Genomic DNA, 24,192 nt, shown 5'->3' on the forward strand with positions numbered 1-24,192 from the left:
CTTCGCGTGACGGATGTTGTCGAGTTACGGCAGTACACGCTTCACCCGGGACAGCGCGAGGTTCTGATCGAGCTGTTCGACCGGGAGTTCGTCGAGACCCAGGAAGCCACCGGGATGCGCGTCCTGGGGCAGTTCCGGGATCTCGACCGCCCGGATCATTTCGTGTGGCTGCGAAGCTTCCCCGACATGCCGGCCAGGCTTCAGGCCCTGACGAGCTTCTACACGGGGCCGGCGTGGAAGGCGAACGCGGCGGCGGCCAACGCCACCATGATCGACTCGGACGACGTCCTGCTGCTGCGGCCGGTCCGGCAGGGAGCGCTGGCCGGCCTCGACCCCGCGACGCGGGACACGCCCGCCTCGTCGTTGGTCACGGCCACGATCTACCATCTGCCGTCGCCGCCGGAGGAGCATGACGTCCGGTTCTTCGGCGAAACCGTCCTTCCGCTGATGGAGAAAGCCGGAGCGACTCCGCTCGCCTTGCTGCGGACCGAATACGCGGAGAACGACTTCAAGGGGCTGCCGGTCCGCACAGGCGAGCACGTACTCGTCGTGCTCGCCTCGTTCCCCGGGCAGGACGCCTACGCCGAGCACACCGAGCGGCTCGCCGGACTCCCCGAGTGGCGTGACGACGTGCGGCCCCGCCTGCCGGACTCCGTCGACCGGCTGCTGCTGACCCCCACCGACCGGTCGATGCTGCGCTGATCGTCACCGCAACGCGGACGACAGCCGATTGACCAGCCTCGGCAGCTCGGTGCCCGGCGCCCGGGCGGCGAGCGCGCGCAACGTCAGGCATTCCTCGCGATACCACGCGAGCCCGGCGCCGCGGTTCGCCGCGAGCCGGGAAAGCTGGTCACGCACCGCGCCCTCGTAGTACCCGACGATGCGGTGCGTCGACGTGCGCTCCTCGTCGGCCGTGACGTACTCGTCGGTGGCGAACAGCCGCACCAGCCCCGGAACCCGGTACCGGTCCATCCGCACCGTCTCGATGAGTCCGGCGTCGACCAGCCGTTCCGCCGCCGATTCGGCCAAGGCGACGGGGATGTCGAGCGCGGCCGCGAGCGCGGCCGTCGAGACGACCGGCAGGTCCAGCACTCCGAGCTGGCCGAGGGCGCACGTCGCGAACGGATCGGCGACGCGGCGCAGCAACCGGACACCTGCTCGCAAGCCGTCGCGGACGCTGAGCCCGTCACAGGTCAGCGCGTCCAGCCGGCGCATCGGATCGGCCAGCCGCGCGGCGAATTCGCCGACCGTCCATTCCGGACGCCGCGCGAGCCTGGTGGCGGCGATGCGCAGAGCGAGCGGCAAATGGTCGCAGAGCCCGGCGAGCCGGACGGTGGCGGCGAGGTCGGTGTCGACCCGGGGAGCTCCGGCGTAGCGGCGGATCAGTGCCGTCGCGGCCGTCGTCGGGAGCCTGCCGAGGCGAAGCAGGCCCGATCCGTCCACCGCGGTGGAGGCCGGGCGGCTCGTCAGGATCACCGCGCAGCCCGGTACGGAGGGCAGCAGCCGCCGGATCTGTTCGGAGTCGGCGACATCGTCGAGCACGACGATCACCCGACGGTCGGCCAAGGCGGAGCGCAGCAGCGCGGCGGCTCTTTCCTCGTCCGGCGGGATGTCCGCGGCCGGCACGCCCAGCACCGCGAGCAGCCGTCCGATCGCGTCGACCGGCGGCGTCGGGCCATGCGTCGCGGATGCCCCGAGATCCAGATACACCTGACCATCCGGAAAGGACCCGGCCACCCGGTGGGCGGCGTGTACCGCCAAGGCGGTCTTGCCGACGCCCGCCATGCCGTGCACGGCGCAGCGCTGCTCTCCGCCGGTCAGCCGGGCGGTGATCCACGCCAGCTCACGTTCCCTGCCGATGAAGGCCGGCACGTCGGGAGGCAGGGTGCGTGGCACGGCGAGCCGCGGGGCCGCGGTCGCCGTCGTGGTGCGACGCGGTGCCTCCAGCAACAGCGGGTCGTCCCGCAGAATCCGGCCCTGCAGCTCCCGCAACGGTTTGCTCGGCTCGACACCGAGTTCGTCGACCAGCAGCCTGCGCAGATCCCGGTACGCGCCAAGGGCTTCGGCCTGCTGCCCGGACCGGTGGAGCGCGACCATCAGATGTGCGTGCAGCCGCTCGCGCAGCGGGAACTGCGAGACCATCGACTTCAGCTCGGGCAGCAGCGTCTCGTGCCCGCCGAGCCCGATCTCGGCCTCGATCCGCGCCTCGACCACCGCCAGGCGCGCCTCCTCGAGCCGCGCGGACTCGGCGAGGACGGAGGGGACCATCGCCACGTCCGCCATCGGCGTCCCGCGCCACATCCCGAGCCCTTCGGTCAGCGCCGCGACCGCCGAGGACAGGTCTCCCTCGGCAAGGCTCTTCCGGCCCGCCGCGACCAGCCCCTCGTATTCGTCGACATCGGTCGCGCCGGACGGAAGCACGAGCCGGTAGCCGGGTGCCCTGGTGCTCAGCATCCGTCCTCCCGGATCGCCGAGGCCGTTGCGCAACCGCCAGACGTACCCGGCCAGCAGGCCGGCGGCACTCGGCGGCGGCCGCTCGCCCCACAGCTCCGCCATGAGCTGATCCGCCGACACCGCGCGGTTGGCGTTGATCAGCAGGACGGCCAGCAGGGCCCGTTGCTTCGGGGCACCGATCGAGACCCACTGCCCGCCGTCGAAGAATTCGAGCGGGCCGAGGAACCGGAACCTGACCGGTGACACGTTCGATTCGCCGTTAATTGACGTCCACCATTCTCCGGTGCTCTACTCGCCCTTCGGAGAATACCGAGGGTGAGGTGCAGGATGGATAACGCTAAACCATGGTTGCTGGAGATTCGACTGTTCAAGGTAAAGCCGGGCAGCCGAGAGGAATTCGATCGCATAAGCCGTGAGGGCACCATTCCGTTGATGCGGCGGCTGGGTATCACGGTCGTCGCGCACGGCCCGTCCCTGAACAACGAAAACGGCTATTTCCTGTTGCGCGCCTTTTCTTCCGAGCAGGAACGGGTCCAGCGATCCCAGGCCGTCTACGCCACGGACGAATGGCTGGCGGAGTACGACGGCCCGGTCACCGCGATGATCGAGGACTACGACACCTCGGTCTTCCCGGCGGATCCGGCCGAACTCGGCCGTCTCATCCGATAGGGCGGGCCGCCCCGTTCAGCAGGAGCGCCTCGGCGAGGCAGACCCGGGCGAACTCGCCGAGGTGCAGGCTCTCGTTCGGGCCGTGTGCCCGGGTATGCGGGTCCTCGACTCCGGTCACCACGATCTCGGCGTCCGGGAACTCCGCCTGGAACGTCGAAACGGCCGGGATCGAGCCGCCGACGCCGATCTCCACCGGCGCGACCCCGTCCCACGCGGCGCGAATCGCGGACCGGGTCGTTTCGTAGTGCGGCCCGGTGGTGTCGATGACGCACGGTGCGCCGCCACCGTCCAAGTCGACCGAGATCGCGGCACCCCAAGGACAGTAGGCCTCGAGGTGGTCACGGAGCGCGGCGAAGGCCTTGACCGGATCGTCACCGGGGGCCAGCCGGGCGCTGATCTTCGCCCGCGCCACCGGAACGAGCGCATTGCCCGACTCGAGAACCGACGGCGCGTCGATACCGAGAACAGACAGAGACGGCTTGGTCCACAACCGGTCCGCTATCGAACCGGTGCCGGTGAACCGGACACCGTCGACCATCCCCGCCTCGGCGCGCACCCGATCGGCCGAAAGCTCCAGTGTGGACTCGCGGCCGGTCTCGAGCCCTTCCACCGCGACGTCGCCCGCTTCGTCGTGCAGCGTTGCCAGCAACCGGACGAGCGCGGTCAACGCGTCCGGGACGGCTCCCCCGAACATTCCACTGTGGACGGCGGCGTGCAGGGTGCGTATCTCGGCCACACAGTTGACGATTCCGCGTAACGAGGTGGTCAGCGCGGGAACGCCGATGTCCCAGTTGGCCGAATCGGTGATCACGATGAGGTCGGAGCGCAACTTGTCGTGGTGCAGCCGGAGCAGTTCGGCGAGCGACGCCGAGCCGTACTCCTCCTCGCCTTCGACGAACACCACCACCCCGACCGGCAGAGCGTCACCGAGTGCCCGCAGCGCCACGACATGCGCCATCAGCCCAGCCTTGTCGTCCGCCGCGCCGCGTCCGTAGAGCCGGCCGTCACGCTCCACCGGCTCGAACGGGTCGCTGTCCCACAACGCCTCGTCCCCAGGCGGCTGGACGTCGTGGTGCGCGTAGAGCAGCACGGTCGGCGCGCCGGGCGGCGCGGGCCTGCGGCCGATGACCGCCGGCCTGCCACCGGCACGGACGATCTGGGTGTCCAGCCCGCAGCCGTGCACCAAGGCCGCCACCGCTTCCGCGGAACGGTCCACCTCCGCGTGGTCGAATTCGGGAAAGGCGATACCGGGAATTCGGACCAGATCTTCCAGATCGGCTCGCGCACGGGACATTTCCCGTTCGACGGCCGTCCTCAATTCGGCTTCCGTCAGGTCCTTGGTCGTCATGACCCGGATCGTACGGCGCGGCCGATGAGAAAAGGAGCCGGTCAACCGCGCGTGAAATCGAACGCCACGGCGCTACGCTCGGACCATGCTGCTCGGAATCGACCACATCGGACTCGTGACCGAAGAACCCTCGGCTCTCGGCCCCGCCATGACCGCGCTCGGAATGTCCAAACTGGATAGTGGAACCGCCGCCGGATATCGCGTGGCGTGCGAGTTCTGGCAGCCGGCGGGACGGGACGGCCAACCCCTGATCGAACTGGTCTCCCCGGCAGGCCCCGGCTCGGCACTCGACGGCCACCTCACCCGCTTCGGGCCCGGACTGCATCACATCGCCATCGAGGTGGACGACCTGGAGCCGGAGCTGAACCGGTTGCGCGAAGCCGGGTTCACGATGGTCGACCGCGAGCCCTGCGCCGGTGCCCGCCCCGGGATGCTGGTCGCCTTCACGTACCTGGCCAGGCCCGCCGGACTGCTGCTGGAGCTGGTCCAGTACGAGGCGTGCGGGTCGTGAGTGGCAATATCCTCAAGTACGTGATGGCCCCCTCCCTTGCGTCTAGCGCAAGGAAGGGGGCCATCACGTACTTACCTGCTCGAGTCAGCACGAAAACCGCCGGACCGCGAACCACTCGACCTGCCCCTCACGACCGCCTCCACCGCCGTTGCGAAAGCCACTTTCGCAACGTTCAAGGTTGCGAAAGTGGCTTTCGCAACATCCCTCCCCGCCGGCCTGAGGCGTATGGGCCGTCTTGCGTTGGTCCGTGTACCCGGTCAGCGCACCAAGGCGGCCGCCGCCACCCGGCTCGCCGCGACCACGGTCTTGGCGGCGCCGCCCGAGCCGCCGGTGAAGGTGAACACCCCTGGGCCCGCCTCACGTAGTTCGAGGCCCGGCGGGTCGTGGTAGCAGTCGGACGACGCGGTGGTCCGATGTGGACAGTGGGCGGCCGGTGGATGGCCCAGCAGGCGGCGGGCCTCCTCCGCGACCCGCTCGGCGAGCGCGGCGTCCGGCCGCGGACAGGAGGGGTCGACGTCCCAGCGGTCGCTCGGCAGGCCGAGCAGGAACCCCGCGTCACCCGCCGGGCGGCCCCACATGCCGGTGTCCTCCCATACGAACGCGCCCAGCCGGGCGGGCCGCCCCTCGTACACGGTGTACTGGATCTGTTTGACGCGCATCCCGCCGGTGGGCAGCCCACTCGCCGCCAGCAAGGCGGGCGTCCACGCGCCGGCGGCGAGCACGACCGCGTCGTATCCCGCGGTCGTGCCGTCGGCCAGCCGCAGGGCCGGCCCCGGACCCACGGTGGTCACCGGGAGCCGCCGGACGGTCGCACCGCGGTCGGTGAGCCAGCCCAGCACGGCGGCCCGCAACCCGGCCGGCGACAGGTAACCCGCGTGCCGTTCGACGACCGCGGTCACCCCGGTGGGCAGGCCGCGGAACGGATATCGGCCGGTCAGCTCGGGGCCGGTGAGTAAGGTCGCCGAGCCGGGTAGCACCTCTTCGAGCACCCGGAGCGGCTCGGTCACTTCGGCTCCGGAGGGCAGGAGGTACACCGCTCCGACCTCCCGGTAGTCCGACGCCGTCCGCAGCGCGGGGTCTCCGCGCAGTTCCGCGAGGCTGCGCGCGGCCGGCAGGCACTCCGGCGCGGTCCGCTCGAAACCGCGGACCAGACCGCCGGACGCGCTGGTCGCGTCGCCGTCGGCCGACCGGGTGGTGTACAGGTCGACCGCGATCCGCGGCACCGACCGCAGTAGCCGCCAGGCGAGCATCGTGCCCGCGACGCCGCCACCGGCGATTCCCACGCGCATGGCGACTCAATCGGTGCCGTCGGACCGGGCGGCCACCGCCCGGCGCAGGTCGTCGGTGAAGTCCGCGACCCGTCTGCGAAGCGGGAGCTCGACGTCGGCACGGGCCAGCAGCTCGTCGGCCAGCCGCAGGGTCTCCGGCGAGGCGGCGTAACGCGGGTAAAGGAACCGCACCAGCACGTCCAGCACGAGGTCACCCCGCAGCCTGGCGGCCGCGGGCATCTCGGCGAAGAACCGCGGGACGTACTCCGCGGTCAGCTCTGCCTGCTCCGGTTGCCAGAATCCCTCGGCCAGGGCCCAAAGGCCGTAGCTCGAAACCCCGGTGTCGCCGAGGATCGCCTCCCAGGCCGCGCTCTTGGCCGCCGGATCCGGTCTGGCCGCCCGGCATTTCGCCGCGAACTGCTCGCCCCGGGTGCTGGGATCCGCCCGGTGCGCCGCGGTGATCTCGTCCTCGGAAAGCCCGCCGAGCACGGCGAGCCGGTATCTGGTCCGCCAGGCCAGATCCGCGTCGAGCACGAGCCCGGCGGGCAGCCGGGTGCCGTCCAGCCAGCCACGAAGCTCGACGACGTCGGCGCTGAACTCGACGAGCCCCCTGCACAGGCACAGCCAGATCTCGTCGGATGGCGCGACCTCGGCCATGCGGTCGCGAATCGCGCCGGCGATGGCGGCGAGCGCGACGGACCGCCGCGCCGGGTGAAGAAAGCGGTCGGCGACGTCGAGGCGGGCCTGTTCGAGCACCTCGACGACGATGGACGGTTCCGGCTCCACGGCGAGCATCCCGGTCACCAGGTCGAGGTGGTCGGCGGCCGGGTAGGCGCCGTCCTGCACCGCCAGGAGCAGCGCGCACCACACCATGGCGCGGTTGACCGGGGACAACCGGGGAAGGAACTCGGGCAGCGCGGCGCGTGAGCGGTCGTCGAAGCGGATCTTCGCGTAGGTCAGGTCGCCATCGTTGAGCAGGACGAACTTCGGCGCCGGACGGCCGACCAGCTGCGGCAGCTCGGTCCGTGGGCCCTCTATCGCGACCCGCACCGTCGTGGACTCGTCGCCGTAGCAGCCCACGTCCAGTGTGTGCGGCCGCGTCACGGGGTGGCCCGACGGGACGTCCTGGCGCACGGCGGCTGCCGTGATCACCCCGTCGGTCACCGTGAGCTCCGGGGTCACCGTGCTGACATCGCAGGTGGAGAACCACACCCGGGCCCATTCGGTCAGATCGGTTCCGGTGGCCTCGCTCAACGCGGCGAGGAAGTCGGAGAACGTCGCCGTGCCGTACGCGTGGCGGGTGAAGTAGACGCGCAGGCCCTCACGCAGGGCCGGGGTGCCGACGCGGGCGGCCAGCTGCCGCAGCACCGAGGAGCCCTTGAAATAGGAGATCCGGTCCAGTTCGAGCAACACCGTCCGCACGTCCGGCCCGGCAAGGCTCACCGGATGGGTCGACGGCCGCTGGTCGGCGACGTAGGCCTGGGCCTTGCGCCGCACGGCGAACGTGGTCAACGGCCCGGAGAACCTCGTGACGTCGCTGGTGACCCGGTGGGCCATGTAGTCGGCGAAGGCCTGACCGAGCCAGAGGTCGTCCCACCAGGTGTTGGTGACCAGTCCGGCGAGCCACATCAGGGACAGGCCGTGTGCGATGACCACGGCCCTGGTCTCCCGTTCGCTCGCCGGCACGGCGGAGCCGAACAGGTACAGCTCGCGCAGCAGCACACAACCGGGGTGGTCGAGCGAGAGCACGCTGAACTCCGGGACGAAGACCTGGTCGAACTTGCCGAACGGATAAGGCACACCGAACATCCGCCCGTACTCGTCGAGGCATTGCCCGGTGATCTCGAAGACCTCGTCGATGTCGTCCTTGAGCCCGTCGGCCAACGAGGCCCGGCAGTGCAGGCCCAGCGGCACTCCGTCGTGCTCGGCGTGGAAGGACTCGTACGGACCGACCGCCAGCGTGGTGAGGTAGGTCGCCAGGGGCGCGGTCTCGGCGAGTCGCCAGCGCCCCGCGCCGAGCCTGGTCGCCGGTGCGTTGCCGAGCACCTGCCAGTCGTCGTCGGGAACGGTGACGGTGAAGGTGAAGGGCGCCTTGAGATCCGGCTGGTCGAAGCAGGCGAAGATCCGGGGCGCGTTGTCGATGAACACGAAGGCGTACAGGTAGACCCGGCCGTCCGCGGGATCGGTGTACCGATGCAGGCCTTCGCACTCCCGTGAGTAGGCCATATCGGCGACCACGACGATCTCGTTCTCATCGGCGAGGCCGGTGAGCGTGAGCCGTCCGTCCTCGAGCGCGGCGACGTCCAGTTCACGCCCGTTGAGGCTCGCCGAGCGCAGCGCGCGGGGACGCACGTCGAGGAACGTGCCGTCAGCTTCGGAACGCGCGTCGAAAACGATTCTCGTGGTCGATCGGAATATCTCGTCCCCTAGTGTCAGATCGAGATCGACCCGATACGAACGTACCCGCAGCAATGCGCCGCGCCCCTGCGCTTCGGCCTGCGTGAGACTGGGCATTTCCACGACCCTCCAAATAGCTGTATCGCCGCCGCCGAACAGCTCAGGCGGCCGCCGGGCAGACAATCTTCCGAGCCGCCGAATAGCGCATTCGACGCTCAACCGCGTCCTGTGAAGCAGTTGAACGGGCGGCGCGGACCGCCCGTTGGTTCCGTCGGCGGCCCCTTGGCGCACTGGAACTCGCTTGAACACCTAGTTCGTGGTCGATCGACGACCTACCCTCTGACCAGGAGACGGGGAGGGTAACAGTGATGACGCAGTTCATGAGTTGAACGACGCCTGGTTCAATGGGGACATTTTAATGGGGGACGCGGTCGGCGACGGTTTTGCATCCTCGTGCTGCCGCACAAATCGTAATTCAGGTCTGAGGCGACGACGCCCGAAAACAGCGAAGAGTCGATAGTCGGTAATCGGGGCGGGGCGCCAGGACTCATTCAGGGTAAGTCGCAGGTTTGCCATCCACAACCCGACGGGGGTGCCCATTGACCGGGCAAGCTGACCACGGCTCCAGCCAGGGGCATTCGGCTGATTCGAAAGAACTGGACGAACCGTCGACCGAGTATCCGAAGGCGGACCAGGTCACCTGCGCCGTTCCGTTGGCCGCGTTGCGACCGGCGGACTCGCCGCGGTTGATCGGTGAGGACGCCGAGCACATCCGGGTGCTGGCCGAACCGGATCGCGCGCTGCCGCCGATCCTGGTCCACCGCTCGACCATGCGGATCATCGACGGGATGCACCGGCTCGGCGCGGCCCGCCTGCGCGGCCAGCACACCATCGACGTGGTCTTCTTCGACGGCAGCGAGGAAGACGCGTTCGTACTGGCGGTCAAGGCCAACGTCGCGCACGGCCTGCCGTTGTCGTACGCGGACCGCGAGGCCGCGGTCGCCCGCATCGTCATCTCCCACCCCGACTGGTCCGATCGCGCCATCGCCGCGGCCGCCGGACTCGGCCCCCGCACCGTCGCCACGGTTCGCGGCCGGATCGACGGGCTTCCGCAAGGAACGGCCCGGCTCGGCCGCGACGGGAAGGTCCGCCCGCTGGACAGCACCGACGGACGACGTGTCGCGAGCCGGCTGATCGCGGCCTTTCCGGACGCGTCACTGCGCTCCATCGCACGCGCGGCGGGCATCGCCCCGGCCACCGTTCGTGATGTGCGCGAGCGGATCCAGCGCGGCGAGGACCCGGTGCCACCGCGCCGCCCACGCACCGTCCGGGACGGCCGCACCGAGCGCCGCGAGACCAGCCAGCCCGCTCACGACCACACCGAACGTCTCTCGACGAAGGAGCGCAACGCGGTCCTTCGGAACCTCGAGCGCGATCCGTCCCTGCGCTTCGCCCAGACCGGTACCCGGACGCTGCGCTGGCTCGTCCACCGGGTGATCGCCGAGGAGGAGTGGCGTGAACTGGTCGACACGGTCCCACCGCACAGCGTCTACGTCCTCGCCGCACTGGCTCGCCGGTGCGCCAACGAGTGGATCGAGTTCGCGCACCAACTGGAACAGCGAGTCGGCTCACAGAAGTCGTAGCCCGCCCGTGAATACGACAACGTGTTCAACCGAGCATCGGAACTCAGTTGAACGACGAGCGGTTGTCGAAGGGCGAAGTGTGCGGCAGTATTCCCACGCAGCACGCCATGGGGGCCGAGAACTATTCGCGAATTCCATCGGACCGGACCTCGGCGAGTGACCGTCATCGCCGAAAGCGGCCGTCGCCCGATCGATTCGAATCAAGCCGTCATCGACATCGGTTCATGATTTCCGCGGAAAACCTGTCGCCGACCGGATTCGGCAAGAGGAGAAGAAATGGCAGCACCACTCGCCGAATTCGGTATCGCCGGCTTCGGTTACGCCTTCGGCGAAGACCAGGACGTCGAACACGTCGCCGGCACTTATGTCACGGACCCGGAGCGTGTCGTCCGGTGGGGTTATCGGACCTTCCATCGTGCCGCGGACGGGGTGACGTCGACCGCGCTGGCGGCGGAGGCGTCCCGCGCCGCGCTGGCCAGGGTCGCGATGGACCCCGCGGATGTCGATCTGGTGGTACTGGCCAATTCCGAACTGGCGGAGTACCCGTATTGGGACTCCTCGGCCGCCCTCGCCAGGGAGCTGAAGATCCGGGAGCGGCAGACGATGCTGCTGACCGAAGGCTGCGCCTGCGGGGTGACCGGACTCGGCGCCGTCGCCGGGCAGCTGGCGCTCCAGCCGGAGCTCGACACGGTGCTGTTCACCGCCGTCAACCGGGTCAGCGAATTCCATCGCAACCGGATGAACGTCAACAACGCCGTGCACAGCGACGGCGCGGTCGCCGTGGTGCTGCGCCGAGGCCATGACCGCACCACCTGGCTGGCCACCGAACAGTTCACGGATTCCGACTTCTGCGACTGGTTCCGCACCGATATCGGCGGCAGCGTCACACCGATACCGCCACCCGGGTGGTCGAGTGCGAACGCGCCGAGCGGGACCGAACGCGTGCAGGCCCATTTCCGGAAAGACCCCCGGCAGCTCCAGGAATTCGGCGAACAGCTCAACGCGCGAGTCGTCGAAGTGGTCGAGCGGGCCTGCCGCCGGGCAGCTGTACGGCGCGAAGATCTCGCCCGGTTCATCTACATCAATGACCCGGACGGCATCGCCGACGTCGCAGGTTCGATCGATTTCCCACTGGCCAGGACGAACCACGAGCTGGCGAGCGACCACGGCCATATGGGCGCGGCGGATCAGTTGGTCGCGCTCGGGACGTACCTCGATCGCGGCGAACTGAATTCGGGGGATCTCGTCGCGCTGGCCGGAATCTCCATCGGTATGCGCTGGTATTGCACGATTTTCCGAGTCTAGGCAGGGGTCGATGAAGGATTTCACGGAATTGCTCGGCAGCCTGCGCGCCGCGATCGCCACCCACTCGACGCCGTCGCCGGGCGTGCGACAGCGGCTCGGGGAGGTCGAGGATCCGGCGACGGTCCGCCGGGCGGGTCGCATCCTCGCCGATCTCCCGCCCGCCGGGCCGGACCTGCGACCGGTCCGGGTGGCCGTGCTGGCCACCTGCACGATCGGCCCGTTCGAACATCTGCTCCGCGCCGCGCTGGTCACCACCGGCACCCGGCCCACCCTTCTCCTCGGTGATTACGGCACATTCGAGCTGTCACTGGCCGCGGGCGAGATCGACGGCTCCCCCGACGTCGTCACCTGTCTGCTGGACGAGCGGTACTTCGTGCCCCGTGACTGGAGCGCCGTCGACACGGCGGGCCTGACCGAACACCTGACGGCCCGGTTCGCCGAACTGCGAGGACTGATCCTCGCCTGCCTGCGGCGCACACCGGGCGCGTTCGTGCTGCACACCGTGCCGATGCCCGCCGAACTGCGGGATTCGGTGATCAGCTGGCGGGCACGGGCCGCGATCGGCCGGGCCTGGCACCGGCTCAACGCGGACCTTCTAGGACTGGCGGAGGACGACGGGCGGATCACGGTGGTGGACCTGGCCGGTGAACTCGCCGACCTCGCGGTCGCGGCGAGGGACGAGCGACTGCACCGGTACGCGGACCTGCCGTACACCGACGGCGCGCTGCTCGCGCTGGCGCGGCAGGTCGCCAGGGTGGTCGCGGCCAGGTCGGGCCTGTCCCGCAAGGTGCTCGCGGTCGATCTCGACAACACGCTGTGGGGTGGTGTGCTCGGCGAAGCGGGCGAGGCCGGGCTGCAACTCGGCGGGTTGTACCCGGGGAACTGCTATCAGGACCTGCAGCGGGCCGTGCGCCGGCTGCGTGAGCAGGGGGTCGTCCTCGTACTGGCCAGCAAGAACGACGCCGGCGCGGTCGATGAGGTGCTGATCGGTCATCCGGAAATGCTGCTGCGCCCTCAGGACTTCGCGGTCCGCGCGGTGAACTGGTCGGCGAAGGCGGAGAACCTGCGGCAAGCCGCCGAGACGCTCAACCTGGCCGGGAACGCGTTCGTCTTCATGGACGACTCCCCGTTCGAACGCGGGCACGTGGCCGCCGAGCTGCCCGACGTCGCGCTGGTGGCGGCCGACGGCGACCCGGCCCACCTGGTCCGCGCGCTGCTGCGGCCCGGCTGGTTCGACGTTCCGGAACTCACCGGCACCGACCTGAAGCGTCCGGCGCTGTACCGCTCACGCGCGCTGCGCACCGACTTCTCCACCGGGTTCGCCTCCTCGGAGGACTACCTGCACGCGTTGCGGACGCGGGTGACAGCGCGTCCGGCCACCACCTTCGAGGTGGGCCGGGTCGCCCAGCTTTCCGCCCGTACCAACCAGTTCAACCTGACCGGGCACCGGTTCGACGAAGCCGCCACCACCGCGATGTGCGCCGATCCGGACCGGCTCGTCGCCTCGTTCGCCGTCTCGGACCGGTTCGGCGACGAGGGGATCGTCGGCGCCGCGTGGATCGAGTGCCGAGGACGGGTCTGGCGGGTACTGAACCTGGTGCTGAGCTGCCGGGTGTTCGGCCGGGGCATCGAGTTCGCGATCACGGATTGGATCGTGCGGCGGGCCCGCGACGCCGGGGCCACCGCACTGGCCGGCCGCTACGTGCCGACCGGACGCAACAAGGTGGCGGACGGCTTCTGGGAGAAGGCCGGTTTCACCCCGTCCGACGAGGACGGCCTGTACACCGTGGTGCCCGCCACCGCGCCGAGTTGCCTGCCCACCTGGATCGCCTACCCGGAGACGAGTGATGACCGACATGGATGACACGGCGTCCGTCGTGCTGAACACGCTGAGCGAAGTGCTGAACAAACCGGACGGCGACCTGCGGGCCCGCCCCGTGCTCGCCACCCACGGCTGGGACAGCCTCTCGTCGCTGGAAGTCCTTTCCCAGCTGGAAAGCAGGCTGTCGGTAACGCTCGATCTGCGCAGCTACCACGCCGCGCACACGGTGACGGCCCTGATCGATCTCGTCGCGGTCGCCGCGACGACCAACACGGGCGCCGGTCGGCGCGAATAGCCGGGGAGGATTTGCGGTGCGATTTCAAGAAGTAGAGTTGCTGGCGATCGGAGCGGGCCCGTCGGGCCTCGCGCTCGCCGTCGCGGTCGAGGAGCTCGCGAAGTCCGAGCTCGCCAAGGAAACGCTCATCGTCGAACAGCAGGACGACGTGGTCTGGCAGCGCGGCATGTTGATCCCGTGGACGCAGAGCCAGGTCTCCTTCCTCAAGGACCTGGTGACCCAGCGCAACCCGCGGAGCCCCTTCAGTTTCGTCAACTACCTGCATTCCGTCGGCCGCTTGGACCAGTTCATCAACCTCGGCAGCTTCACGCCGTACCGGATGGAGATCTCCGGCTATCTGGGCTGGGTCGCGAGATCCCTGCCGAACGTGCGGATCGACTACGGACGGCGCTGCGTTTCGGTCCGGCCGTTCGGTATCGCGGACGGGACCGGCGAGTGGCTGGTCCAGATGGCCGACGGCAGTGCCGTGGTGTGCCGTCACCTGGTGGTCGCGGCCGGGCGGGACCCGTACATCCCGGAGACGTTCGCGGCCATCCCGCGCGAGCTGATGATCCACAGCACCGAGTTCGCGGCGCGGATCGGCGAGATCGACCCCGAGCAGACACGCCGGATCGTGGTCGTCGGCGGGGCGCAGAGCGCGGCCGAGATGCTCTGGACGGCACACCAGACGTTCCCCGGGACACAGTGCACGATGGTGATGCGCTCGATCGGCCTCAACGCCTACGAGACGAGCAAGTTCACGAACGAGTTGTTCTACCCGTCGTTTGTGGACGAGTTCCACTCGGCGCGGCCGGAGGCCAGGGCGCAGCTGCTGCGCGAGATGCACCGGACCAACTACGCCGGTCTCACCACCGACATGCTCGACACCCTGTACCGGCAGATGTACATCGAACGGCTCACCGGGACCGAACGCATCGAGATGATCCCGATGGTCGACGTGGCCGAGGCCGAGATGGACGGCCGCGAGATCGTGCTCACTCTCGTCGACCGCAAATCCGGCCATCGCTCCACGCTCCGCTGTGACGTGGTGCTGCTCGGTACCGGTTTCACCAAGCGGATGCCACGGATCGTCGACGACATGGCCTCCGCCGTCGGGATCGACGAGATCACCGTCAACCGCAGCTACCGGATGAGCCTGCCCCCGTCGTTCAGCGGGACCTGTCACCTGCAGGGGGTGAACGAGGCCACCCACGGCATCGCCGACTCTCTGCTCAGTGTGCTGGCCGCGCGGGCGGCGGAGATCGTCACCGACCTGCTCGCCGAACGCCGGACGCCGCCGTTGCCCGCCATCACCGAAGCCGCCGCCCGCCTGCTCGCCGCCACCCAAGGAGCGCAGTGACCATGATGGAGATCCGAAGGCTCGATCCCGCGAACCTCAAGCCGGACAACGGGCTGGCCGCCACCCGGCTGCTGCCGTGGCCGGAGCTGAACGCACCGTTCGAGGGCTCCTGGTGTGTGGTGGCGCCGGGCGCGGAGTCCGGCGCGCACAGCCACCACGAGTACGAGATCTGGGTGGCCATGACCGGGGCCGCGGAGATCGTCTGCGACGGACGCCGGGTGCCATTCGCCGCAGGCGACATCGTGCACTTCCCCCCGGGGTCGCGGCACCAGGTGGTGAACACCGGCACCGAGGAGTTCCGGATGTACGCGGTCTGGTGGGACAGGGACATGGCCGGGCGGTTCGCCACCCGCGACGAGGCCGGCGTGTAGATGTCCACGACCATCGTGGTCGCCGCGACCCCGACGCCCAACGGCGACCTGCACATCGGACATCTGGCCGGGCCCTACCTGGCGGGCGACGTGTACGCCCGGTACCTGCGGGCCACCGGCGCCTCGGTGATCTACACGACCTGCACCGACGACAGCCAGAGCTACGTGGTGTCCACCGCCCGGCGATCGGGCACCACCCCGCGGGCGCTGTGCGACGGCTCCACCGCGGCGATCGGGCGTTCGCTTTCCGCGATGGGCATCTCGATGGCCGGTCTCCCGCCGATCGACGACGTGTACAGGCGCACGGTGCTCGAATTCGTCACCGCCCTGTACGAGGCCGGCCGGTTCCGGAAACGTACGGTGCGGCTGCCGGTCGCGACGCGGTCCGGCACGTACCTGTTCGACGGACTGGTCACCGGCACCTGCCCGGTCTGCCTGGCCGTCAGCAGCGGCGGGGTCTGCGAGGCCTGCGGGCACCCGAACAACTACGACGAGCTGCTCGATCCACGCTCCACAATGGACCCGGACGACCCGGTGTCCTACCGGGACACGGAGATCCTGGTGCTGCCGATGGAGGAGTATCGGGAACGGCTCACCGCCTACTACGCCGCGCAGGCGGGACGGTGGCGTCCGCACGCGACGCAGCTGATCGGTGAGCTGCTGGCCGGGCCGCTGCCGGAGATTCCCGTGACGATCCCGGCCGGGTGGGGCATTCCCGCGCCGTTCCCGGAGACACCCGGCCAGATGCTGTACCCGTGGATCGAGGCGATGCCCGCGGTCATGTACAGCACCTGGTGGTCGGCGGGCGACACCACGGTGCCGGTGGACGAGCACTGGCGCGCCGAACACGACGCCGACGTCGTCTACTTCCACGGTTACGACAACGTCTACCACTGGGGCCTGATGGATCTCGTGTTCCTGCTGGCCCACGGCGACCGGTACGTCACACCGTCGGCCAACGTCTGCAACGAGTTCTACAACATGGCCGGGGAGAAGTTCTCCACCAGCCGCGGTCATCTGATCCGGGCGGCCGAGCTGCTCGCCGAGGTCCCGCGCGACCTGGTCCGGTTCCATCTGGCGCACACCGCACCGGAGCAGGCGCGCACCGACTTCAGCCGGGAAGGGTTGCGTGACACCGGGTACCGGCGGCTCAGCGCGCCGTGGAACGCGTTGGCGGAGGCGATGTCGTCGGCGCTGCACGGGCTCTCCGGCACGCTCCCGGTGTCCCCCGCCGGACGGCGACGAGCCGCGGCCATGCTGGCGCGGTTCCGCGGCTGCTACGAGTTGCCCGGCTACAGCATGAACCGGGCCGCCGAGACGGTGCTCACCCAGCTTGACCGGCTGCGCGGCCTCGACGACGGCTCGGCGATCACCCCGGGTGATCTGGTGCTCGAGACCCGCACGTTGCTCGCGGGGGCCGCCCCGATCCTGATCGACGCGGCCGAGACGGCGGGCGAGGACGGGGTCGACCTGTCCCTCACCGCCGAACCACCCGCATCCGTTCCCGTGTTCCGACTCCCCCGGCTGCCCGAGGAGGCGAGCCATGAAGCTGCTGACCATCGAGACCCGTCAGTACCTGACCTACTACCACTCCCGCTATCGGCAGGTGCAGGCGTTCGGCGTCGACCTGTACGTGATGAACGGTGAGGGGACGGCCGACTTCTGGCCGTCCGACCACTACCGGCTGGTCGGCTCGAAGAAGATCGACGAGATGATCGCCTGCGCCGAGGAATGGCATGCGACCGAGCATTTCGATGGGGTGATCACCTTCTCCGAGGCGGCGGTGATCGCGGTCGCCTCGGTGGCGGAAGCCCTCGGCTTGCCAGGCATCGGCGTCGACGGTGCCCGCAACAGCCGCAACAAACTGCTGATGCGCCAGGCGTACGAACGGGCGGGGGTGCCCATTCCCGCCTTCCGGTTCGTCACCGAACTGGACGACGCGCTCGCGGCGGCCGCCGAATTCGGTTACCCGGTCATCCTCAAACCCACCCTGGGTGCCGGCAGTCACCTGGTGTACCGAGTGGACGGTCCGGAGGAGCTCGCCCGTGACTTCACCACGGCCAGCGAAGGACTTCGGAACATGTTCTGGATCAACGCCGAGGCCGACGACGTCGACCTCGGTCCGATCGGGCTGCTCGTCGAGTCCTTTTTGGATGGACCGGAGTACCTGATGGAGGCGCTCGCCTGGGACGACGAGCTCTACCTCGGTTCGGTGGTCGACCGGATCACCGCGGAGGGCCGTAGTTTCGACGACGACGTGCACCACGCGCCGACCTCCCTGCCCGCCGAAGAACTGGCCCGGGTGCACCACGTGGTCAAGGCGGCCGCCCGCGCGCAAGGACTGCGGCGCAGCGCGATGCACGCCGAAGTGCGTTACCACGACGGCAAACCGCATCTGCTGGAGATCGCGGCCAGGGTCGGCGGCGGCGGGCTGGACACCATCGCCCGGCTCACCGCGGACCACGATCCGATCCGTGCCGTGGTCGACGTCGGCCGGGGGGTCAAGCCGCCCGTCCGCCACTACTGGCCGACCGGGACACACATCACGGCGATGTGCCTGATCTGCGAGAGCGGTGTGGTCGAGCACATCGAGGTGCCGCCGGAGGTCAGCGAATCGGACCGGGTCTTCCTGCTGCAGATCACCGCCCGCCCCGGCGACGTCATCCTCCGGCCGCCCGACGGCAACACCATCTTCGGCTTCCTCGGCACCACCGGTACGTCCAAAGAGGACGCTTACGAGCTGATGACCGAACTGGCGAACAAGATCACCGTCACCTTGGAGCGTGACCGATGAGAGTGGCCAGCCCCCGGCGGTTCCTGATGTGCCCGCCCGACCATTTCGAGGTCAGCTACTCCATCAACCCGTGGATGGAGCCGGACAAGCCGACCGACACGCCACTGGCGATCATGCAGTGGGACCGGCTGCGTGCCCGGCTGGTCGCGCTCGGCCATCAGGTCGACGTGGTACCGCCGCGGCCCGGCCTGCCCGACATGGTGTTCGCCGCGAACGCGGCCACCGTGCTCGGCGGCCAGGTGCTGGCCGCCCGGTACCGGCATCCGCAACGGTTCGGCGAGGCGCCCGCCTATCAAGCCTGGTTCGCCGAGCACGGCTACCCGGTCCGGCGCGCCCGGTTCGTCAACGAGGGCGAAGGCGACATGCTGCCCACCGGCACCCGGATCCTGGCAGGCACGGGCTTTCGCACCGACGAGCGCGCGCACGCCGAGGCCGCCGACCATTTCGGCGTGCAGGTGGTCACCTTGCGCCTGGTCGACCCGTACTTCTACCACCTGGACACGGCGTTGGCGGTACTCGACCACGAAGAGATCATGTACTACCCCGGCGCGTTCTCGCCGGACAGCCAGGCCCTGCTTCGCGAGCTGTACCCGACCGCGATCCGGGCGGACCGGGCCGACGCCGAGGTCTTCGGTCTCAACGCCGTCTCCGACGGCAAGCATGTGCTGCTCCCCCAGGCGGCCGTTCACCTCGCCGAGAGCCTGCGGGCGGCAGGTTTCGAGCCGATCAGCGTCGACCTGTCCGAACTGCTGAAGGCCGGTGGCGCGGCGAAATGCTGCGCGCTGGAGCTCCGCGGGTCGTGAGTGGCGTTTCGGGTTAGAACCCGAAACGCCACTCACGACCACCTGCACCGACCACGCCACCTTCGCCTCACGCCTCACTAACCCTCTTTGCCACTCACGAGGGAACCGTGCAGCCCTCCACAAAGGAGTGACCATGATCAACTACGAAGGCCGGCGGTTCCGTCCGGTCGCCGTCGACGACACCGGCGACGACACCGGCGGTGACCGGGTCGCGGTCTACCGGCAGAACGGCGACCTGATCTGGGGTGAGTTCACCGGCGGCAGAGCCCGGCGCGGCTCGCTGACCGGAACCTGTGGCCCCGACGGCAAACTCGACTTCGCGTACTGCATGGTCCTGGAGAGCGGCGAGGTGATCTCCGGTCACTGCACCAGCGTCCCGCGGATCCTCGACGACGGCCGGATCCAGCTCGACGAGGTGTGGCAGCGCTACGGCCCGCACCAGTCCGTCGGGGTCTCCCGCCTCCAAGAGATCCGGTGATGGCGATGACCCGGACCACCTCGAAACCCGCGACTCGAGGCGAGAAGGCGCGCCGCGGCGGCACGGTCACCTGGGCCTGCGCGCCGGGCTTCCCGCCGGCGGTGATCTTCCCGTTCACCCCGGCGGAACGCATGGGCATGCGCAACGTCCTGGAGTTCCAGGCCCTGATGTACCGCACCCTGTACTTCTTCGGCAGCGACGGCACACCCGAGGTCGACTACGCCACGAGTATCGGCGAGCCGCCCGTGTGGAGCGAGGACGGGCTGACCGTCACGGTCAAGATCAAGCCGTGGAAATGGTCCAATGGCGAGACTCTGTGCGCCGACAACGTGTTGTTCTGGGTGAACCTGCTCAAGGTCAAGGGCGACCGGTACGGCGAGTACACCCCCGGCTACTTCCCCGACAACTGCACCGAGTATGGCAAGTTGTCCGAGGACACCTGCTACTTCACCTTCGACAAGGTCTACTCCCGGCGCTGGGTGCTGATGAACCAGCTCAGCCTGATCATTCCGCTGCCGAAGGCATGGGACCGCACCGCGGAGGGCCCGGCCAACGCCTCCGGCGATCTCGCCGACGTCGAGGCGGTCTACGACTACCTGATGGCCGAACAGGGCGACATCATCGACGAGCGCAACGAACACCGCACCCGCTGGGCCGAAAGTCCTGTTTGGAGTGTCGTGAGCGGAGCATGGCGGTTGAAGAGCTACACCCTGGACGGTGTGGTGACGTTCGTGCCCAACGAGCACTACTCCGGCCCGAACAAACCGCGTCTCGACGAGTTCCGGCAGATCCCGTTCTCCTCCGACGAGGAGGAGTACCGACGGCTGGAGAACGGGCCGGACGGCGAGGACGCGGTCCAGGTCGGCTACCTGCCGCTCAGCTTCGCCACCGGTCACACCGACGATCCGGCCAAGGGCGGGGTGAACCCGCTGGCCGGGCGCTACACGATGGTGCCGCAGGTGGCGTACTGCATCCGGTACACCAGCCTGAACTTCAACAATCCCACCGTGGTCGGCAAGATGTTCGCCCAGACCTACCTCCGGCAGGCACTGCAGTGCACCCTCGACCAGGACTCCGCGGTCCGGGACATCTACCAGGGCTACGCCTACCGGCAGAACGGCCCGATGCCCATGCTCCCGGTCACCGATCTGGTGTCACCGCCGCAGCGCGGCGGGGCGTGGCCACTGCCGTTCGATCCCGACCGGGCCAGGGAACTGCTGTCCGAGCACGGCTGGGACACCAGCGTCACGCCGGCGGTGTGCGTCGATCCGGAGCGGGCGGGCGACGGGATCCCGCGCGGCACCAAGCTGAGCTTCCTGCTGCGTTACGTCGAAGGGCGACCGGCGCTGACCAGGCTGATGACGCAATACCGGCACGACGCCGCCGCGGCGGGGATCGAACTGCGGCTGCAGGAGGTCTACGGTTCGATACTGGTCGCCGAGGACGCGCCCTGTTACCCGACCGACGAAACCCCTTGCCAGTGGGAGATGTGCTGCTGGAACGGCGGCTGGGTCTATCACCACCCGACCGGCGAGGTCCTGTTCAGGACGGACGCGGGCGGCAACTTCGGCCACTACCACGACCCGATGGCCGACGAGCTGATCGAGCGCACGGTCACCACCGACGACCCGGAAATCCTGTACGAGTACCAGGACTACATCGCCGAGCAGGTGCCGGTCGTCTTCAACCCCAACTTCCCGATCCGGTTGTTCGAGGTCGCCGACAACCTGCGCGGCTTCGAGCCGGTCAACCCGTTCGGCATGATCAGCCCGGAGAACTGGTACTACGTCGATGCCTAGCCCCGTCGCCCCCATCGGCGCGCACTCCATGCTGCTGTTCCTGCTCCAGCTGGGACTGCTGCTCGGGCTCGCGCTCGCGCTCGGACGGCTCGCGCTCCGGCTCAAGATGCCGGCGGTGGTCGGTGAACTGACCGCCGGTGTCCTCATCGGACCGTCGGTGCTGAGCCATCTGGCACCCGGCCTCTCGGCTTGGTTGTTGCCGCGCGAGGCCGCGCAGCTCAACCTGCTCGACGCCGTGGGGCAGCTCGGCGTACTGCTGCTTGTCGGGATCACCGGTCTGCACATGGATCTGAAGCTGGTGCGACGCAAGGGCAAACCCGCGGCCTGGACCAGCGCGGGCGGCCTGCTGGTGCCGTTGGGCCTCGGCATCGGGCTCGGCTTCGCGCTGCCGGATTCACTGGTCCCGGCAGGGATCGACCGCGCGGTGTTCGCGTTGTTCATGGGTGTCGCGATGGGCGTGAGCGCGATCCCGGTGATCGCGAAGACCCTGCTGGAGATGCGGCTGCTGCACCGCGACATCGGCCAGCTGATCGTGAGCGCCGCGGCCGTGGACGACATCATCGGCTGGCTGTTGCTTTCGGTGGTGTCCGCGCTGGCCGTCACCGGGCTGGTCGTCGGCCAGGTGGCGCTGTCGGTCGGCGGTCTGCTGGTGGTCTTGGTGCTCACGGTCGTCGTCGGACGTCCGCTGGTCAACGCGTCGTTGCGACTGGCTGCCCGTTCCTCCGAGGCCGGCCCCGGCATCGCCACGGTCGTGGTCCTGCTCCTGCTGGCCGCCGCGGGCACCCACGCGCTGGGCATGGAACCGGTACTGGGCACGCTGCTGTGCGGACTCCTCATCGGCTCGTCCCGGCACATCGATATCGCGCGGCTGGCGCCGTTGCGCACGATCGTGCTGGCGGTGCTCACCCCGATCTACTTCGCCACCGCCGGACTGCGGATGGACCTCACCGCGCTTCGCGATCCCGCGGTGCTCGGCTCGGCAGTGCTGGTGCTGGTCGTCGCGGTCGTCGGCAAGTTCACCGGTGCCTATCTCGGTGCCAGGGTGGGAAGGCTGAGTCACTGGGAGGGACTGGCGCTCGGCAGCGGTCTCAACGCGCGCGGCGTGATCCAGGTGATCGTCGCGATCGTCGGGCTGCGGCTCGGCGTACTGAGCACCGCCACCTACACGATCATCGTGCTGGTGGCGATCGTGACGTCGCTGATGGCGCCGCCGACACTGCGCTACGCGGTGCGGCGTATCGCCGTCACGGACGAGGAACGCGTACGGGAGAAGAGGTTCCATGTCCAGTGAAACGCGACCGCGGCTGCTGCTGATCGCGACCGGCTGGCAGGTGTTCCGGGAGTACCTGCTGCGGTCGATCAGCGCCCGGTACCGGGTCCACCTGTTCCACACCGCCGAACCGCAATGGGAACGGGAGTACATCACCGGCTGGTCCGTGCTGCCCAGCACCATCGACGGTCCCGCGATGGCCCGCGAGGCCCTCCGGCTGAACGAAGCCGAGCCGATCGACGGCGTGCTCTGCTGGGACGAAGGGCGTATCCACGCCACCGCCCATGTCGCGGAGGCACTCGGGTTGCGGTGCGGCGACCCGGCGATGATCTGGCGGCTGCGGGACAAGGCGCAGACCCGCGCCGCGCTGGCCAAGGCCGGCGTGCCACAGCCCCGCTCGGTCAAGGTCCGCACCCTCCCCCAGGCACTGGCCGCGGCGGAGCAGGTGGGATACCCGGCCATCCTCAAACCCCGTGGTCTCGGCGCCAGCCTCGGTGTCGTCCGGGTCGACGACCCCGAGCGGCTGCGCGAGATGTTCGCCTTCACCCGCGACACCAAGGCACCCGACCCGGTCGTCTACGCCAGTGATCACCCGGTCCTGGTCGAACAGTGCGTGACCGGCGAGGAGATCAGCGTCGACTCGGTCGTCCAGGACGGGAAGGTGACACCGCTCTTCCTGGCCCGCAAGGTGGTCGGCTTCCCGCCCTACGCCGAAGAGATCGGCCATTACGTGGACGCGGACGATCCGCTGCTCGCCGACTCCACGTTCACCGCGCTCCTGCAGGACACCCACACCGCGCTGGGCTTCCGGGACGGGTGGACGCACACCGAGTACATGCTGACCGGGACGGGCCCGAAACTCATCGAGGTGAACGGCAGGCTCGGCGGCGACCTGATCCCGTGTCTCGGCAAGCTGGCGACCGGCATCGACCCCGGCGCCCTCGCCGCCGCGGCGGCCTGCGGTCACGATCTCGACGTGCGTCCCACCCGGCGGCGGGTGGCGGGTATCCGCTTCTGCTACGTCGACCGCGACGACACCACCATCGCCTCGATCCATTTCGACCCGACGACGCTTCCGTCCACAGTGGACCACGCGGTCACCATCGCCGCGCCCGGCGCCGTGGTTTCCCCGCCGCCCAAAGGCACCGTTTGGGGTCGCGTCGCCTACGTCACCGCGGTCGCCGACTCGATCGGTGAATGCGCCCGGACGCTCGACGCCGCCCAGGCCTCACTGCGCATCACCACCGCACGTCGTGGCTAAGTCGAACGTGTCGTGTTCGCGGGGAGGCTAGTGGTGGGGTCGATGCCAGGAAATCAAAGGCGCTGGTCCGGCGGTTTTCGTGCTGACTCGAGCACTCAAGTCCGTGAAGGCTAATCACGCGAGTTCCGCCTTCAATCACGCGAGATCGGTGTCCAGACACCGCGACGTCCATCGACCTGGTGGTGGCATCACCTCACGACCCGCCCACCAACCCGCAGGTCAGGCGTAGGTACACAAATGAAGGCCTCCTTGAGGGACTCTGGGTCCCTCAAGGAGTCTCGGGGTCATGGGGTTGTTGCAACACCGTGTGATGGAGGGCGGGGTTGTGGTGGTGCGGGTTCATCGGTGGTTGCCGCGGTCGGTGC

Annotated in this window: 20 protein-coding genes; 16 read left to right on the forward strand and 4 right to left on the reverse strand. The window is 69.1% G+C overall.

Annotated elements, in window-relative coordinates:
- Positions 1-6: 6 nt before the first annotated feature.
- Positions 7-702 (forward strand): NIPSNAP family protein, encoded by a 696-nt coding sequence (locus DL991_RS27630; RefSeq protein WP_125787260.1) that lies wholly within the window; start codon positions 7-9, stop codon positions 700-702.
- A gap of 3 nt (positions 703-705) precedes the next feature.
- On the opposite strand, the gene DL991_RS27635 is transcribed toward DL991_RS27630, so the two are convergent.
- Positions 706-2,700, reverse strand: a complete 1,995-nt coding sequence (locus tag DL991_RS27635) for an AfsR/SARP family transcriptional regulator (RefSeq protein ID WP_125787261.1) — start codon at positions 2,698-2,700, stop codon at positions 706-708.
- Between the two features lie 186 nt (positions 2,701-2,886).
- Here DL991_RS27635 and DL991_RS27640 point away from each other — a divergent pair, with 186 nt between their 5' ends.
- Positions 2,887-3,123: a hypothetical protein gene (locus DL991_RS27640; RefSeq protein WP_233599026.1), complete on the forward strand. Its 237-nt coding sequence runs from the start codon at positions 2,887-2,889 to the stop codon at positions 3,121-3,123.
- On the opposite strand, the gene DL991_RS27645 is transcribed toward DL991_RS27640, so the two are convergent.
- Positions 3,113-4,471, reverse strand: a complete 1,359-nt coding sequence (locus DL991_RS27645; protein ID WP_125787263.1) for a dipeptidase — start codon at positions 4,469-4,471, stop codon at positions 3,113-3,115. The genes DL991_RS27640 and DL991_RS27645 overlap by 11 nt on opposite strands.
- A gap of 85 nt (positions 4,472-4,556) precedes the next feature.
- On the opposite strand from DL991_RS27645, the gene DL991_RS27650 reads away from it, so the two are divergent.
- Positions 4,557-4,982: a VOC family protein gene (locus DL991_RS27650; protein ID WP_125787264.1), complete on the forward strand. Its 426-nt coding sequence runs from the start codon at positions 4,557-4,559 to the stop codon at positions 4,980-4,982.
- Between the two features lie 257 nt (positions 4,983-5,239).
- On the opposite strand, the gene DL991_RS27655 is transcribed toward DL991_RS27650, so the two are convergent.
- Positions 5,240-6,271: an FAD-binding oxidoreductase gene (locus DL991_RS27655; protein ID WP_125787265.1), complete on the reverse strand. Its 1,032-nt coding sequence runs from the start codon at positions 6,269-6,271 to the stop codon at positions 5,240-5,242.
- A 6-nt stretch (positions 6,272-6,277) separates the two neighbouring features.
- Positions 6,278-8,764, reverse strand: coding sequence for an aminopeptidase N (pepN, locus tag DL991_RS27660; protein ID WP_125787266.1), 2,487 nt, complete (start codon positions 8,762-8,764; stop codon positions 6,278-6,280).
- A gap of 482 nt (positions 8,765-9,246) precedes the next feature.
- On the opposite strand from pepN, the gene DL991_RS27665 reads away from it, so the two are divergent.
- The 13 genes from DL991_RS27665 to DL991_RS27725 all read left to right on the forward strand — a co-directional run bounded on the left by DL991_RS27665 (position 9,247) and on the right by DL991_RS27725 (position 23,827).
- The gene (locus DL991_RS27665) at positions 9,247-10,290 is read left to right on the forward strand and encodes a ParB N-terminal domain-containing protein (protein ID WP_233599027.1); all 1,044 of its coding nucleotides are present in this window, start codon (positions 9,247-9,249) and stop codon (positions 10,288-10,290) included.
- Between the two features lie 276 nt (positions 10,291-10,566).
- Positions 10,567-11,595, forward strand: a complete 1,029-nt coding sequence (locus DL991_RS27670; RefSeq protein WP_125787267.1) for a 3-oxoacyl-[acyl-carrier-protein] synthase III C-terminal domain-containing protein — start codon at positions 10,567-10,569, stop codon at positions 11,593-11,595.
- A 10-nt stretch (positions 11,596-11,605) separates the two neighbouring features.
- Positions 11,606-13,459: an HAD family hydrolase gene (locus DL991_RS27675; RefSeq protein WP_125787268.1), complete on the forward strand. Its 1,854-nt coding sequence runs from the start codon at positions 11,606-11,608 to the stop codon at positions 13,457-13,459.
- Positions 13,443-13,712 carry an acyl carrier protein gene (locus DL991_RS27680; protein ID WP_233599028.1) on the forward strand — a complete coding sequence of 90 codons (270 nt, stop codon included), beginning with the start codon at positions 13,443-13,445 and terminating at the stop codon, positions 13,710-13,712. Before DL991_RS27675 ends, DL991_RS27680 begins: the two co-directional genes overlap by 17 nt.
- A 16-nt stretch (positions 13,713-13,728) precedes the next feature.
- On the forward strand, positions 13,729-15,051 hold the full coding sequence (locus DL991_RS27685) for a lysine N(6)-hydroxylase/L-ornithine N(5)-oxygenase family protein (protein WP_125787269.1): 1,323 nt from the start codon (positions 13,729-13,731) through the stop codon (positions 15,049-15,051).
- Positions 15,052-15,053: 2 nt separating this feature from the next.
- Positions 15,054-15,422 (forward strand): cupin domain-containing protein, encoded by a 369-nt coding sequence (locus DL991_RS27690; protein WP_199746713.1) that lies wholly within the window; start codon positions 15,054-15,056, stop codon positions 15,420-15,422.
- Positions 15,423-17,069 (forward strand): class I tRNA ligase family protein, encoded by a 1,647-nt coding sequence (locus tag DL991_RS27695; protein WP_125787270.1) that lies wholly within the window; start codon positions 15,423-15,425, stop codon positions 17,067-17,069. It begins immediately after the preceding gene.
- Entirely contained in the window at positions 16,966-18,216 is a 1,251-nt protein-coding gene (locus DL991_RS27700; RefSeq protein ID WP_125787271.1) for an ATP-grasp domain-containing protein, read from the forward strand. The genes DL991_RS27695 and DL991_RS27700 overlap by 104 nt, the downstream gene beginning before the upstream one ends.
- The gene (ddaH, locus tag DL991_RS27705; RefSeq protein WP_199754094.1) at positions 18,213-19,019 is read left to right on the forward strand and encodes a dimethylargininase; all 807 of its coding nucleotides are present in this window, start codon (positions 18,213-18,215) and stop codon (positions 19,017-19,019) included. Before DL991_RS27700 ends, ddaH begins: the two co-directional genes overlap by 4 nt.
- 133 nt (positions 19,020-19,152) lie before the next feature.
- Positions 19,153-19,497 (forward strand): hypothetical protein, encoded by a 345-nt coding sequence (locus DL991_RS27710; RefSeq protein ID WP_125787272.1) that lies wholly within the window; start codon positions 19,153-19,155, stop codon positions 19,495-19,497.
- A gap of 5 nt (positions 19,498-19,502) precedes the next feature.
- A complete protein-coding gene (locus DL991_RS27715; protein WP_125787273.1) occupies positions 19,503-21,296 on the forward strand; it encodes an ABC transporter substrate-binding protein in 1,794 nt (597 codons plus the stop codon).
- Positions 21,289-22,587, forward strand: a complete 1,299-nt coding sequence (locus DL991_RS27720; RefSeq protein ID WP_125787274.1) for a cation:proton antiporter — start codon at positions 21,289-21,291, stop codon at positions 22,585-22,587. Before DL991_RS27715 ends, DL991_RS27720 begins: the two co-directional genes overlap by 8 nt.
- Complete coding sequence (locus DL991_RS27725) at positions 22,577-23,827, forward strand: ATP-grasp domain-containing protein (RefSeq protein WP_125787275.1); 1,251 nt, start codon at positions 22,577-22,579, stop codon at positions 23,825-23,827. Before DL991_RS27720 ends, DL991_RS27725 begins: the two co-directional genes overlap by 11 nt.
- Positions 23,828-24,192 lie beyond the last annotated feature (365 nt).

The sequence above is a fragment of the Amycolatopsis sp. WAC 01375 genome (genome assembly GCF_003947325.1).
Taxonomy (GTDB): domain Bacteria; phylum Actinomycetota; class Actinomycetes; order Mycobacteriales; family Pseudonocardiaceae; genus Amycolatopsis.

Excerpts from the sequence above, each read along its gene's own strand:
- DL991_RS27655 (WP_125787265.1), bottom strand. The coding sequence starts at position 6,271 with ATGCGCGTGGGAATCGCCGGTGGCGGCGTCGCGGGCACGATGCTCGCC.
- DL991_RS27700 (WP_125787271.1), top strand. The coding sequence starts at position 16,966 with ATGAAGCTGCTGACCATCGAGACCCGTCAGTACCTGACCTACTACCAC.
- DL991_RS27650 (WP_125787264.1), top strand. The coding sequence starts at position 4,557 with ATGCTGCTCGGAATCGACCACATCGGACTCGTGACCGAAGAACCCTCG.
- DL991_RS27675 (WP_125787268.1), top strand. The coding sequence starts at position 11,606 with ATGAAGGATTTCACGGAATTGCTCGGCAGCCTGCGCGCCGCGATCGCC.
- ddaH (WP_199754094.1), top strand. The coding sequence starts at position 18,213 with ATGAGAGTGGCCAGCCCCCGGCGGTTCCTGATGTGCCCGCCCGACCAT.
- DL991_RS27640 (WP_233599026.1), top strand. The coding sequence starts at position 2,887 with ATGCGGCGGCTGGGTATCACGGTCGTCGCGCACGGCCCGTCCCTGAAC.
- pepN (WP_125787266.1), bottom strand. The coding sequence starts at position 8,764 with ATGCCCAGTCTCACGCAGGCCGAAGCGCAGGGGCGCGGCGCATTGCTG.
- DL991_RS27710 (WP_125787272.1), top strand. The coding sequence starts at position 19,153 with ATGATCAACTACGAAGGCCGGCGGTTCCGTCCGGTCGCCGTCGACGAC.
- DL991_RS27680 (WP_233599028.1), top strand. The coding sequence starts at position 13,443 with ATGACCGACATGGATGACACGGCGTCCGTCGTGCTGAACACGCTGAGC.
- DL991_RS27725 (WP_125787275.1), top strand. The coding sequence starts at position 22,577 with ATGTCCAGTGAAACGCGACCGCGGCTGCTGCTGATCGCGACCGGCTGG.
- DL991_RS27715 (WP_125787273.1), top strand. The coding sequence starts at position 19,503 with ATGACCCGGACCACCTCGAAACCCGCGACTCGAGGCGAGAAGGCGCGC.
- DL991_RS27645 (WP_125787263.1), bottom strand. The coding sequence starts at position 4,471 with ATGACGACCAAGGACCTGACGGAAGCCGAATTGAGGACGGCCGTCGAA.
- DL991_RS27720 (WP_125787274.1), top strand. The coding sequence starts at position 21,289 with ATGCCTAGCCCCGTCGCCCCCATCGGCGCGCACTCCATGCTGCTGTTC.
- DL991_RS27690 (WP_199746713.1), top strand. The coding sequence starts at position 15,054 with ATGATGGAGATCCGAAGGCTCGATCCCGCGAACCTCAAGCCGGACAAC.
- DL991_RS27695 (WP_125787270.1), top strand. The coding sequence starts at position 15,423 with ATGTCCACGACCATCGTGGTCGCCGCGACCCCGACGCCCAACGGCGAC.
- DL991_RS27670 (WP_125787267.1), top strand. The coding sequence starts at position 10,567 with ATGGCAGCACCACTCGCCGAATTCGGTATCGCCGGCTTCGGTTACGCC.